This window comes from Phormidesmis priestleyi BC1401 (assembly GCF_001650195.1).
Lineage (GTDB): Bacteria > Cyanobacteriota > Cyanobacteriia > Leptolyngbyales > Leptolyngbyaceae > Phormidesmis_A > Phormidesmis_A priestleyi_B.
In genome coordinates this window covers 89,448-102,642 of the sequence record NZ_LXYR01000006.1, presented here as the reverse complement: position 1 = coordinate 102,642, position 13,195 = coordinate 89,448, and the positions used below count along the sequence as shown (strand labels likewise).

The 13,195-nt window shown below is 48.1% G+C and carries 13 protein-coding genes; 6 read left to right on the top strand and 7 right to left on the bottom strand.

Annotated elements, in window-relative coordinates; genetic code table 11:
* Window positions 1-132 precede the first annotated feature (132 nt).
* Window positions 133-2,100 carry an acetate--CoA ligase gene (gene acs / locus A8707_RS05430; RefSeq protein WP_068815777.1) on the bottom strand — a complete coding sequence of 656 codons (1,968 nt, stop codon included), beginning with the start codon at window positions 2,098-2,100 and terminating at the stop codon, window positions 133-135.
* A 127-nt stretch (window positions 2,101-2,227) separates the two neighbouring features.
* Between acs and A8707_RS05425 the strand changes: the two genes are divergently transcribed.
* Both A8707_RS05425 and A8707_RS29515 read left to right on the top strand, forming a co-directional pair.
* Window positions 2,228-2,644, top strand: a complete 417-nt coding sequence (locus tag A8707_RS05425; RefSeq protein WP_231947948.1) for a Uma2 family endonuclease — start codon at window positions 2,228-2,230, stop codon at window positions 2,642-2,644.
* Window positions 2,637-2,783: a hypothetical protein gene (locus A8707_RS29515; protein WP_231947947.1), complete on the top strand. Its 147-nt coding sequence runs from the start codon at window positions 2,637-2,639 to the stop codon at window positions 2,781-2,783. The genes A8707_RS05425 and A8707_RS29515 overlap by 8 nt, the downstream gene beginning before the upstream one ends.
* Window positions 2,784-3,295: 512 nt before the next feature.
* On the opposite strand, the gene A8707_RS05420 is transcribed toward A8707_RS29515, so the two are convergent.
* Window positions 3,296-3,796 carry an orange carotenoid protein N-terminal domain-containing protein gene (locus A8707_RS05420; RefSeq protein ID WP_068815776.1) on the bottom strand — a complete coding sequence of 167 codons (501 nt, stop codon included), beginning with the start codon at window positions 3,794-3,796 and terminating at the stop codon, window positions 3,296-3,298.
* A gap of 193 nt (window positions 3,797-3,989) precedes the next feature.
* On the opposite strand from A8707_RS05420, the gene A8707_RS05415 reads away from it, so the two are divergent.
* Window positions 3,990-4,772 (top strand): SDR family oxidoreductase, encoded by a 783-nt coding sequence (locus tag A8707_RS05415; protein WP_068815775.1) that lies wholly within the window; start codon window positions 3,990-3,992, stop codon window positions 4,770-4,772.
* A gap of 82 nt (window positions 4,773-4,854) precedes the next feature.
* Window positions 4,855-7,209 carry a glycoside hydrolase family 31 protein gene (locus A8707_RS05410; protein WP_068815774.1) on the top strand — a complete coding sequence of 785 codons (2,355 nt, stop codon included), beginning with the start codon at window positions 4,855-4,857 and terminating at the stop codon, window positions 7,207-7,209.
* 8 nt (window positions 7,210-7,217) lie between these two features.
* Here A8707_RS05410 and A8707_RS26700 read toward each other — a convergent pair whose 3' ends face one another.
* The 5 genes from A8707_RS26700 to A8707_RS28915 all read right to left on the bottom strand — a co-directional run bounded on the left by A8707_RS26700 (window position 7,218) and on the right by A8707_RS28915 (window position 10,966).
* A complete protein-coding gene (locus A8707_RS26700) occupies window positions 7,218-7,430 on the bottom strand; it encodes a hypothetical protein (protein WP_197484629.1) in 213 nt (70 codons plus the stop codon).
* Window positions 7,431-8,039: 609 nt separating this feature from the next.
* Entirely contained in the window at window positions 8,040-9,104 is a 1,065-nt protein-coding gene (locus tag A8707_RS05400; RefSeq protein ID WP_068815772.1) for a S1 family peptidase, read from the bottom strand.
* A gap of 5 nt (window positions 9,105-9,109) precedes the next feature.
* On the bottom strand, window positions 9,110-9,457 hold the full coding sequence (locus A8707_RS05395) for a CU044_2847 family protein (protein ID WP_068815771.1): 348 nt from the start codon (window positions 9,455-9,457) through the stop codon (window positions 9,110-9,112).
* A gap of 354 nt (window positions 9,458-9,811) precedes the next feature.
* The gene (locus A8707_RS05390; protein ID WP_068815770.1) at window positions 9,812-10,036 is read right to left on the bottom strand and encodes a hypothetical protein; all 225 of its coding nucleotides are present in this window, start codon (window positions 10,034-10,036) and stop codon (window positions 9,812-9,814) included.
* Between the two features lie 789 nt (window positions 10,037-10,825).
* Window positions 10,826-10,966, bottom strand: coding sequence for a hypothetical protein (locus A8707_RS28915; RefSeq protein ID WP_197484627.1), 141 nt, complete (start codon window positions 10,964-10,966; stop codon window positions 10,826-10,828).
* A gap of 210 nt (window positions 10,967-11,176) precedes the next feature.
* Here A8707_RS28915 and A8707_RS05385 point away from each other — a divergent pair, with 210 nt between their 5' ends.
* Both A8707_RS05385 and A8707_RS05380 read left to right on the top strand, forming a co-directional pair.
* On the top strand, window positions 11,177-12,106 hold the full coding sequence (locus tag A8707_RS05385) for an SGNH/GDSL hydrolase family protein (RefSeq protein WP_068815769.1): 930 nt from the start codon (window positions 11,177-11,179) through the stop codon (window positions 12,104-12,106).
* 48 nt (window positions 12,107-12,154) lie between these two features.
* On the top strand, window positions 12,155-13,171 hold the full coding sequence (locus tag A8707_RS05380; protein WP_068815768.1) for a GH25 family lysozyme: 1,017 nt from the start codon (window positions 12,155-12,157) through the stop codon (window positions 13,169-13,171).
* Window positions 13,172-13,195 lie beyond the last annotated feature (24 nt).

Here is a 13,195-nt window from a genome sequence, read left to right as displayed (position 1 = left end):
GTCATGGCGCGATCGACTGGGAGACGTTCCACCGGAACGTCTCTACGGTGGCGTTCATCGATTGGTTTGGTGTGAGATATTGGTTGAAAAATGGACGATCGGAGGGAATTGCACGATCGTCCGTTGGCTCGCTTAACCTTCGCGAAGTTTGTCTAACACGCTGCGATCTTCTAGCGTCGAGGTGTCGCCCGAAATGGCGGTGCCACTGGCAAGATCGCGCAAAAGGCGACGCATAATTTTGCCCGATCGAGTCTTGGGCAACGCATCGGCAAATCGGATTTCACCCGGACGCGCGATCGCGCCAATTTCCTGAACGACGTGTTTCTTCAGTTCTTTTGCCAGATCGTCACTGGGCTGATGGGTGCCTTCAAGCGTGACAAATGCCACAATTTCTTCACCCTTAATTTCGTCAGGTTTGCCGACCACTGCCGCTTCTGCAACGGCGGGATGAGACACCAACGCTGATTCGATTTCCATCGTGCCTAAACGGTGTCCGGCAACGCTAATCACGTCATCAACGCGACCCATCACCCAAAAATATCCGTCTTCGTCGCGGCGTGCGCCATCCCCTGCAAAGTAAGTGTAGTGACCGTCTTTAACCGGGATGTGCTCCCAATAAGTGCGACGGAAGCGATCGGGGTCGCCAAACACCGTCCGCATCATACCGGGCCACGGGTGGCGAATGGCTAAATAGCCGCCTTCATTCACTCCGATCGAGTTACCGTTTAAGTCCACCACGTCTGCCAAAATGCCAGGGAAGGGCAGCGTCGCAGAACCCGGCTTAGTCGGAATTGCCCCTGGAAGCGCAGTGATCATAATGCCTCCGGTCTCGGTTTGCCACCAGGTATCAACGATCGGGCATTTTTCGCCCCCAATCACGGTGTGATACCACATCCAGGCTTCAGGATTGATCGGTTCGCCAACGGTGCCCAACAATCGTAGGGACGACAAATCGCGGGAGTTGGGATGCTCATCGCCCATCTTGATAAAGGCGCGAATCGCGGTCGGTGCCGTGTAGAAGACGGTGACTTTGTGCTTTTCAATCACATCCCAAAAGCAGCCGGGATTGGAAGCGCGAGGGGCACCTTCATACATGACGCTGGTTGCGCCGTTTGATAAAGGTCCATACACGACGTAGCTGTGTCCGGTAATCCAGCCCACGTCGGCGGTGCACCAAAACACATCGGTTTCTTGCAGGTCAAAAATCCATTTGGTCGTCATGTGGGCATAGAGGTTATAGCCGCCCGTCGTATGCACTACGCCCTTCGGTTTGCCCGTGCTGCCAGAGGTGTAGAGAATGAACAGCATATCTTCGCTGTCCATCGGTTCGGCAGGGCAGTCGGCGGAGACGGTTTCTTTTAAGTCGTGCCACCAAAAATCTCGATCGCTCTTCATCACAATTTCCTGCCCGGTGCGTTTGGCGACCAGCACTTTCTCAACAGGCACTTTAGGATCGGCTAAGGCTTTATCGACCTGATCTTTAAGTGGCACTATCGCGTCTTTGCGCCAGCCTCCATCGGCAGTAACGACGACTTTAACCTGACAATCAATCAAGCGATCGCGCAGTGCCTCGGCGCTAAAGCCCCCAAAAATCACGGTATGAGCGGCACCGATTCGAGCGCACGCCAGCATCGCGATCGCCGCTTCAGGAATCATCGGCATATACAGCGCCACCCGATCGCCTTTCTGCACGCCCAGTTGCTTTAGAACGTTGGCAAACTTGCAGACTTCGGCGTGGAGTTGAACGTAGGTGAGGGTGATTGAATCTCCGGGTTCGCCTTCCCAGACGATCGCGGGTTTGTCGCGGCGATCGGTGTTTAAATGGCGATCGAGACAGTTATAAGAAAGATTCGTTTTGCCGTTGACAAACCACTTGGCAAACGGAGGATTGCTCCAGTCCAACACGGCATCCCATTTTTGGAACCAGTGCATCTCCTGTTCTGCGAGGTCAGCCCAAAATTTTTGTGGGTCAGCTTGGGCACGATCGTAAAGTGCCTGATAGTCTTCTAAGCTTTTGATCTGCGCCTTTTGAGAAAATTCTGCACTGGGCGGAAAGAGGCGCGTTTCTTGCAAAATAGATTCAATGCTCGATTCAGACATCGGGTTTCGTGGGGTATCGGAGTCAGGGTTTGGTCTTAAAAAAACGATACTGGTTTCTGGGTGACGATCGCCAAAAGGGAATCTTGAGTTTGATTACAATGTGCGTAGATCGATTTGTAATGTTGCTATGAACGCACCTACTCTTGAATCAAGATTAACCCTTGCAGCGTTTCTAGAACAGCCAGAAACGAAACCTGCTTCTGAATTCATCAGTGAAGAAATCATTCAGAAACCCACGCCCCAAGGAGAACACAGCTTAATCCAAATCGAGCTTTGCAAAGCCATTGATCAAGTTGTGCAGCCTCAGAAGATTGCGAAGGCGTTTCCAGAGTTGCGCTGTACATTTGGTGGAGTCTCGATCGTGCCTGATATTTCCGTCTTTCGCTGGGGGAAAATCCCAACACAGCCGTCTGGACGGATTGCGAATCGCTTTAGTATTCATCCCGACTGGGCGATCGAGATTCTGTCTCCTGATCAAAGCCTGACGAAAGTGTTGAGAAGCTTGCTGCATTGTTCACAGCACGGCACTGAGTGGGTTGGCTGATTGCGCCAGACGATCGGTATTTGCAGTGTCTCCGGGGCAGCGAGTGGAGGTGTTTGAAAGCGCAACTCAGTTGCCTGTGCTGGAAGGACTTACGTTGACTCTAACGACAGAACAGATTTTGAGTTGGCTGGTGTTGTAGAAGCGATCGTGGGTTGATAAACAATTCACTGCTCTGTTCGGCTGGTGAGTTGCTGTCATAATCACGCTTCTATTTGCCGGAATGTAGGCGTTGACTTCGATACATCAAGCCTGCTCATTCTCAACCCAGACAATAGACCTCTTGCAAAAGTTTCTGCCCTTACCCTAAATCCCTCTCCCAAGCTTGGGAGAGGGACTTTGAAATCTGGCTCCCCTTCTCTCAAGCTTGGGAGAAGGAGTTGGGGAATGAGGGCATCTTCGGACTTTTGCAAGAAGTTTAATGAGTTAGCTTAGTACAACCGTGGTGTTGCTCTCGAAAAACTAAAACCTTACGAAGAAGCGATCGTAAGTCGCGAAAAAGCTTCGAGAATCAGGAAAGAGAAAGACAACTAATTCTAATTTTGATGTGTTTGCGGCGGCGATCGCTTCTCAGTTCACAAACCTATTGCATTTATAAATAAAAATCTACCAACAGGCGATCGCTCCTACATAGAACGATCGCCTCAATCTATCTTATAAACCAGTTTCAGAGTCGTGTTCAACCGCGTTGGGGTCTACACCCATTGGGGAGACGATATCGCGGAACAGCGTGATTTGTTGCTCAAATGCCAATCCTTTGATCTGCTCCAATAGAGTAGTGGCTTCAGAGACCAATTCATAATTAGAAGGCATTGGAATAATCGTTTGATTATCCATTCCTTGAGCTAGCAAATACCAGAATAAAAGCTTTGTGGTGTCGCTAAGTGCCCCGTACTCGCGAGAAAATTCAGTGTTTTTGCGATTAATCAAATCTCGCTGTAGTTCTAGCTGCTGATCATGGGGTAGCTCTTTGACTCGGTTGAAATAGGCTTCTCCGATTTCAGGAGATGCGGTACTTGCGCCGGGAGCAGCAGGAGTAATGGTGTTTCCCATCTCTTTATAGATGAAATAGAACAGTGCAAGCTGCTGATCGGTGTCTAAACTTCCAAAAGCACTGGACAATTCGTTTTCAGTGTTTGACGTGGTGTATGTCATAAAAACCTCATATTTAACCTCTTGAAAACTATCAAATGAGCCAAAAATCTTCGCCTCGCTAAAGGGAGACTTTGTAACCTAACTTCAGATGGAGGTATCTGCTGCATCAGGTTGAGTAAACACTGAGGGATAAGGAACAAGGGTTTGAGATTCAGTTCTAAATTCCTCATCCTTCGCTCTTTAATGGATAATTATGCAGCTTACAGGCAAGGTCGCGATCGTCACAGGCGCAGGATCAGGAATTGGCAAAGCAACCGCACTATTATTTGCGGCACAAGGGGCAAAGGTGGGCACGATCGACCACACACCTAAAGAGGGGCAAGCCACGATCGACGAGATCAATCAACAGGGCGGTGAGGGAATCTCAACGATTGCTGATGTGTCTCAACCCGATCAAGTGCAGTCTGCGATCGACAAAATCGCCCAGCAGTTTGGCAAAATTGATATCGTATTTGCGAACGCTGGAATTAACGGCGTGTGGGCACCGATCGACCAGCTTGAGCCAGAAGAATGGGACAAAACAATCAACACAAATTTGAAAGGAACATTCCTAACCGTAAAATATGCAGTGCCCTATCTTAAGCAACAAGGTGGGTCTATTATCGTTACCGCTTCAGTGAATGGGACGCGAATTTTTAGCAACACTGGCTCAACTGCCTATTCGTGCACAAAAGCAGCACAGGTCGCATTCACAAAATTAATAGCAGTAGAATTGGCAAAACATAAGATTAGAGCGAACGTAGTATGTCCGGGAAAGATTGAAACCAACATCGAAAATAGTTCTCAGCATCGTAATCTTGAATCGATTCGAGAACCCGTCGAGTTTCCTGAAGGTATGATTTCATTAACCGATGGTGCGCCTGGGTCGGCTGAACAAGTCGCTCAACTGGTGGCTTTTTTAGCGTCTGATGCGTCGAGCCACATCACAGGCACCGAAGTCTGGATCGACGGTGCAGAATCACTAATCAAAGGTTAGTTCTATAGAAGTTCTAAACGTTCCCTAAGTTTTTCGTGATTCGAGGTTTAGGGATGTCTTATCAAACCGCAAAATTATTCCTATGCCGCAAGTTTTTGGAAAGCTGCCGACGACTAATCAGCCTTGGACAACGTTAGGAGACGTGCAGAATTTTGAACTTGTCGATCGCCACCTTCATCTCGATTGCGGCGAGGCTCAACTCAAACTCAGCATTCTCTCTCCAAAGCTGATTCGGGTTCGATTAGCGCCTCAAGGTGAGTTTTTGCCGCGCCGATCGTGGGCAGTGACTCGCGAGGATGATCAGTGGGATATTCCTAAATTTGAGGTGCAGCAAACCGACGACACGATCACGATCCAAACTGAGAAGATGCGCGTCGAGATTCAGCGTCGCCCGTGCCGAATTGCCTGCTATGACTCAGCGGGACAGCCATTTGCCCACGATGCCGAGATGGGAATGGGATGGAAAACTGGACAGGTTTCAGCGTGGAAAACGATTCATGCCGACGATCATTTTTATGGATTTGGAGAACGATCGGGGCTGCTCGACAAACGCTTTGAAGTCAAAACCAATTGGACAGTTGACGCGCTGGATTATTCGTCGATCGACGATGAGATGTATCAAGCGATTCCATTCTTTCTGACGCTGCGTCCGGGTTTGATCTACGGGATTTTTCTCAACTCAAGCTTCTGGAGCCAGTTCGATTTAGGAGCCGCAAAATCTGACGTGTGGCAGATGCAGGCAAACAGCCCTGAGTTGGACTACTACATCCTTTCTGGGGCAACTCCTGCCGATATTCTTGACACTTACACTCAACTCACCGGACGGATGCCTCTGCCGCCAAAATGGGCACTGGGCTATCACCAGTGTCGATGGAGTTATGAATCAGAAGATGTGGTGAGAAACCTTGCTAAAGAGTTTCGCGATCGTCAGATTCCCTGTGATGTGATTCATTTGGATATTGACTATATGCAGGGCTATCGAGTGTTTACGTGGAGTCCGACACGGTTTCCTGATCCGGCTAAACTAATCGGCGATTTAAAGCAAGATGGATTCAAAGTAATTCCGATCGTTGATCCAGGAGTCAAGTACGAACCAGATGGCGAATATCCGATCTATCACGAAGGGTTAGAGAACGAATATTTTGTTCGAGATGCTGACGGGAAGCTCGTTTATGGCTATGTGTGGGCTGACAAATCGGTCTTTCCTGACTTTTTGAAGACAGAGGTGCGTGAGTGGTGGGGCGATCGCCAAAAAATCCTGACCGATGCGGGTGTTGTGGGTATTTGGAACGACATGAACGAGCCGACCCTTGACGATCGCCCATTTGGCGACAACGGCAACAAAATTTTCTTCCCGATGAATGCGCCCCAAGGCGACCCGATCGAAGGCGGCACCCACGCCGAAACTCATAACCTCTATGGCATCACAATGGCTCAAGCCTCTTATCAGGGCTTAGAAAAACTGCGACCCAACCAGCGATCGTTTGTTTTAACGCGATCGGGCTTTGCCGGAATTCAGCGCTGGTCGTCGGTGTGGATGGGCGACAACCAATCGCTGTGGGAGCATCTAGAAATATCGCTGCCGATGCTCTGCAATACAAGCCTGTCGGGAATCGCCTTTATTGGCGCAGATATCGGCGGATTTGCTGGAAATGCAACGCCAGAGTTATTTGCGCGATGGATGCAGGTGGGAATGCTGTATCCCTTTATGCGAGGTCATTCTGCCCTAAAATCAAAGCCTCATGAGCCGTGGATGTTTGGCGATCGGGTCGAAGCCATTTGTCGCGACTACATCAATCTTCGCTATCAACTTTTACCCTATCTCTACACCCTATTCTGGAACGCTGCCACCACAGGCGAAGCGATTCTGCGTCCGTTGTTGTATGACTATCCCAACGATTCTAAAACCTACGCACTGCACGATCAGGTGATGTTGGGGGCTTGGCTGATGGCGGCTCCGGTGTGCCGTCCGGGTGTTGAATATCGGGCGGTTTATCTCCCCGAAGGCGTTTGGTATGACTGGTGGAGCGGCGATCGCTACGAAGGCAAAACTTCCATTCTTGCCCACTCTCCCCTCGAACAGATGCCGCTCTATGTCAAAGCAGGAGCCATTATCCCGATGCAGCCTGTGATGCAGTTTGTAGGCGAACGTCCGATCGAGCAGCTTCGTCTCAAAGTTTGGGCAGGCAATGGAGCATTCACGCTGTATGAAGACGACGGAGAGAGTTTTGAGTTTCGATCGGGAGCTTGGGCAACCACAACGTATCGAGTTAGAGAAGTGGAGACAGAAGTGATTGTCGAAGTGGAGGCGCGTCAGGGTGAGTGGAATGTGGGCGATCGAGAAGTCATTGTCGAATTAGTTGACGTAGGTGAACAGACGTTTATCGATCACGGCAACGCCCAGCGATTAGAGTTCATCGCTTTGAATGCAACTTAGGTTCATCGTTATCGTGTTCGCAACAGTTGGACAAAAGTATCGCTGACAGTGTGATCTTTGGTGTCTGCGGCGTATTGGATCAGCCGTTCGCGTAGGTCTTGAGCATCAGCAAGAGGAAGCAGGGTGGCGAGGAGGAAGTAGACTCCCCGAAAGCGTGGATCGCCCATGTGATCGAGCAGGCGGTTTTGTGCCTGGGGTGCGTCACCGAGGAAGGTTTGCACAATGAAGAATTTTATGATCTTGTCGTGGCGAAAATACTATCCGTGCTGGGCTTCGCCTTTGCTGTCTTTCCAAAGTTTTAAGAATTTTACACTTTTCCTGATAGTACAAAAAACCTACGTATATTAGAGCATATGTACTATTAAAAGGACATTATGCAGCCGGAAGAATCGCCGCGACCTGAGCAAAGAGGTGAACGAGATGAAGCTTGCGACAAACTTGAAAGACTAGTAATTCAGAAACACCAGTCCGAACAACGTGTTCGACAATTGAAAAATCGACTCGAAGAGTTAGAGGAGCAAGACCGGAAAAACTAGAGCCTTTTACAGAAACTTCATGAGTTTTTCATCCTGAACTAAGACTTTTTCTGCGATCCGGATCATCACCTAATAGCTAGAAATCGTTAGTAGTAAAATTAACTACATCTAAGCTATGCCCTACGACTCCCTCTCAGATGATGAACTCATGGATGAGTTAGAGAAACTCGTCCAGAAGTTAGCAATAGCTGAACAAAGTCTTGACAACTTAAACTGGAATATCCAGGCAATTGAAGAAATTCTTCGATGCAGAGGATACAGTTTTGAAAGCTGAAAAGTCTTCGGCATTTTGATCTAAAGAAGTCTGCTCTTTAAATAATCGATTCGGGCTTCTAGCGCTTTCCTCTCATCTTCAACAATGTGTCCTGGAATTCTTTGTTTAAGGATTTGCAAAGCTAGTATATACACGTCAGGATTAGACTGACACTGAGAAACAACTGGTTCATGCAACAAGTTAAATCGCTTTGTTACTAAGGAGTAATAGATGAAGTCTAAATACAACTTAATTTCCAAGTAAAAACGTCTAGTATAATTATTTTCTTCCAAATATTTTGCGGTATCAGAAAACTGTTTTAGAGCTTCTCTTCCAATTTTCTCTGCTAGCCAACCTCGATTACTCAACCAGCGTAGAGATTTGTTAAACTGCTGATTAGCGCTACTTCTTAAATAAAGTTCAACCTGGTTTAGCTCTTCTCTACTTTTCTCAATTCTTCTCTCTTTAATAGCGATTTCGTTACGCAAGTAATTTAGCTCATTTTGTAGTAATGAACTTGGAATATCCTGCCAGATTTTCCTCACTGCCTCTATAGATATAGCTAATCCTTGCCTTCCTGTTCCTACACGCTGGCTCATGACACCAATCGTTGCTCCGGTCTGCTCGTCTACTACCGGAGAACCACTGTATCCAGGCTGTAAAAAATACTTACTGCTCTCATCAATCTCCACATCCCATACAACAGTGCGATCGCCATCTAACTCAAAAACAATGCGCTCACCAATAACGCCTGAAATTCTTCTTAAGATTTTTACTTTTGTCTCGTTTTGATAATAGCCTGCTATGATGATTCGCTTACCTTTAGTAGCAGAATTAGATAGCTTGAGCGGTGGTTTTCTCATTAGCCCATCAACTTTAAGAATGGCTAAGTCGCACCCGTCCTTTTCGCCCAATCTAAAGACCTCGGCAAGATCTGCACCAACTTTAACTCTTGTTGTACCGCCAACATCTTTTACAACATGAGCGCAGGTCAATAAGAAAGTTGTGCCTTCATCTTGATGAATCACGAAGCCGCTCCCGAAATCAGGTATTTCGCTACTTTCGCTAGTGATTAAAGTAACTGAATCATCTAAATCTGAATTCACTTACACTACTCCTTACTGTTGACCGTTGACTCTTCTGTTGCCTCCTTTGGTTTAAGAGTCAGCTTCACTTTAAGATTAGCGTCAGCCTTAGATTTAGCGATGTAAATGTCGCCCTCAATCGCAAAGCTCAAACCGATTTCAACCTCAGCTTGAGAAATGTGCATATCTTTACTGAGTTCTTGCCAGACATCTGCAATGGGGCGACAAGCATTTATTAATGTAGGTTTGATTTTTTCAAAAGTAGAGTCGACTCTCTTTGCCATAGAGCCGCCAGCAATTTGTTGCGCTTCGCCTGGTGAAACCTCTACTTCTACCAATGTGCCATCTTGCAGCCTGATTAACTTCGTCGTCATTAGCACACGCCCTCTAAGGAAGCCTAGATCACGTAGTTAGAATTTTGTCTGTAATCCTACTGGGAATTGTAAGCGACCTGACCTCCCTTTGCCAATCTTGCGGCTTTGGCTGCTGCCTCATTCTTTGCGCCGACCTAGGGAGAGGCAACCAACAGCCCGATCGTCAAACAAACCACAACCAGTAAGCGGTAAAAAGCGGGCTGTTTCTGCAAACGTCGGGGGCAAACCATAGGTTAAGCTGCAAATAAGGGGCAAGCACAGCAATTCGATCGTCAACAAGCCCAAAACATTATTTTACGGACACCAGCAATGCTGTCTAAACTATGACGCTTGCTTTTGCGAACCCCGCTTTTCTTAATCCATCTTCAACAATTTCCCCTCAAAGGTCGGAGTTTTGAGTTCAAAGCACGGTAGCTGCGCTTCACTACGTGTTCGTCCGAGTTCAGAGGTCGAAGTTCCGAGCAAAAAGCACGATTGTCCGAGTTCAAAGGACGATCGTCCGAGTTCAAAGGTCGATCGTCCGAGTTTGAAGGGCGATCGTTCAACTTCAAAGAGCGATCGTTCGAGTTCAGAGGTCAAAGTTTCGAGTTCAGGGCACGATCGTTCAACTTCCCATAGAATTGCTTCAACTTCAAAACTGCGATTCTGCCCCGCCCTGAACTGAAGTTCGGGCTAACTAGGGGAAGTCCGTTGAAGCTGAAATCTTGCACCCGATTAAGACTCCCTCGTGGCTAGCATTCACCCGCCCTTGATTAAAAATCACGGTCTAACGGTGCGAAGTCCACTCAAGGGACTGAAAGAGGGATTGAGGTAATTCAGTCCATTTCAATGGACTTCGCAAGGCTAGCCCGGAATTCCATTCACGGGCGGGACACGATCGCAGTGAAGAGGCTGCTGTAAGACCTCAGCGAAGTTCTCTCGCCCGACACTGAAAGTTACGATCGAAATGACAAGTTTGCAGCCGATCGCAACACAACAACCTTGCAAGACTATGAACAGATCCCATCTTCACCGAACTGGTCGCCGCATCAACGGCTGACTTGGTGAAAAAAGGAGATTTGTCAACCCGTCAACGACTTCACGAAGAATTTACAACAGAGCTTGCCACGATTCGCGGTCGCATTGATGCTAGCGCCTGTAGTGATCACTATGCTGACCTCTCGAAGCACTACCGTCGCTACTCAAATTAGTGCCACTCTGTTGCTGAACGCGATCTCCGCTACCGTGATTGGGGGAGTCAGTCTCTTTGGCGGACGCGGCTCAGTTTAGGCAGTCGTGTTAGGTGCTTTATAGCAACCTTACAAAAGGGGCGTATTTCACTCGTGAAATACGCCCCTTTTGTGATCGGAATCAGTCAATAGTCAAACCCTAACCCATCGTGTAGGCGGACTTGAGTGCCCACAAAATCAAGACTGCAATGCCGCCTAAAATGACCGTTGCAGAAATTGTGAGAGCGACTGCACTGTCTGCACCCTCAAACTTCATGATGCCTCGATTTAAGTCCGACATTCTAGAAACTCCCTTCTGATGTAGTGTAGAAACGACATGACCGACTCTAAGTTAGTCAAGAAAAAGGAGTTTGTTACTCTTTCTTAAGCACCATTTTAGCTTCTGTCTCTGATAGGTGCCTCTAATATCACCATTTCATGTGATCTTGAAATTACGATCGCTCACCCTACACGCCAAGATAGAAAGGCAATTTTGTAGACCTCACTGCCGATGAAACTTGTGCTGCTGACTGGGGGAATTCTCATCGTCGGGTTAATTTTTTTAGAGGTCTTTCTACGGTCAGCGTTTGGATTTGGAAATCCTTTACTGTATGTAAGCGATCGCCAGATCGGCTACCTGTTAGCGCCCAATCAAAACGTCCGTCGGTTTGGCAACCGCATCCAAATTAACGAATACTCAATGCGAAGCGGCACGATCGCGGCAACCCGACCCGACTCAACTTTGCGGGTTTTGATGATCGGAGACTCGATCGTCAACGGCGGCTGGTGGACTGATCAAAAAGACACTCTCTCTGAAACTCTGGCAACTTACTTAACCGCGTTTAAACCTTCTGTAGAGGTTCTCAACGCCTCCGCAAACTCTTGGAGTCCCCGAAATGAGTTGGCGTATCTTCAGCGCTTTGGACTGTTTCAGTCTCAGATCCTGGTGCTGGTAATCAACACCGACGATTTGTTTGCGACGGCTCCGACTTCTCTATCTGTGGGGCACGATCGCAACTATCCCGACCGCAAACCGCCATCTGCCCTTGCCGAAGTGATTAGCCGCTATCTACTTCCAACTCCGCCCATGTCAGACGCGTTGAAGGCAGTGCAGACAAAAGGCGGCGATCGAGTTGGCATCATTCTAGACGCGATTCGTCAAATTGATCACCTCACTCGTCAAAACAAGGCTCGATTTTTGCTCGTCATGACCCCGCTCTTGAGAGAACTTGAACAAGCCCCCAGAGACTACGAACTCGTTGCCCGTCAACGTCTTTCAGCCTTCGCTCAGATAGAATCGATTCAATATATCGATTTTTTGACGGTTTTTAATGCAGAAATCAAAACACCGAAAGACGTTTACCATGATCACATTCACCTCAATCCGATCGGAAATGAACGGGTGAGTGAGTTAATCGGCAAGACGATTCAGGAATCCTAAATCTCGTGACTGAATCAGTAGAACAAGCAGAACTTTGGAGGAAAAAGCATGGTTTTAGAAGGGATTGATGTCTCTACTTATCAAGGCGATGTGGATTGGGCAACGGTGGCAAATCAAGGCATTCTCTACGCATTTGCAAAGGCAACTGAGGGCGCAAGCAGCACCGACCCTTCCTTCAGTCGCAACTGGACGAATATGAAAACATTTGGCGTTGTTCGAGGTGCCTATCACTTCTTTCGCCCTGCTAAAGACCCGACGGTTCAGGCAAACAACTTTTTGCAGTTGGTCAAAAATAGCTTAGAGGCATCTGATTTACCGCCTGTTTTAGACTTAGAAATTCTAGACGGCTTAGATGCCAGAACGGTAATCAACAACGCCCTGAAATGGATCTCGGTGATCGAAACTGCCACCGGACGCAAACCGATCGTCTATACCTATCCCGTCTTTTGGGAAGATAAGTTAGGCAACCCCACTCAGTTTTCTAGCTATCCCCTCTGGGTGGCTAATTTTGAGACGCGCACACCCTTCGTCCCTGGTGCTTGGCGAACCTGGGCATTCCATCAATACTCAGAATCTGGGAGAATACAAGGCATTCAGGGCAATGTCGATCTCAACCAATTTAATGGCACCCTTGACGATTTGCAAAAACTGCTCAAGGGCAAAGTTCCGCTTCGGGTCGGGTCTAGAGGGCAAGTGGTGCTAGAACTACAGCAATTGCTAAAAGCCAATGGTTTCGATCCAGGCACGCCCGATGGTGCATTTGGCACTCGAACAAAGTCTGCGGTCGTTGGCTATCAGCAAGCAAAACGCCTCGCCCCTGATGGCATTGTCGGAGCCGCAACTTGGACAGCCTTACGATCGACTCAGCCCACTCCAACCCCAACCCCAACCCCAAGCCCTATGCCGACTCCTACACCCGCGCCTGCACCAGTGAGCATCAGCTTAATAAATGTCGCTAAAAGCTATCGATCGCTGCCTCACCAAGATCAGGCGCTCAACTGGCTTCAAGGACAAATTCCTCAAGAGGTGATCGAGGAGTTTGCAAAGCGTTGGCGGCAGAATTAAAGATGGGTTTTGGATTTCTGAGCG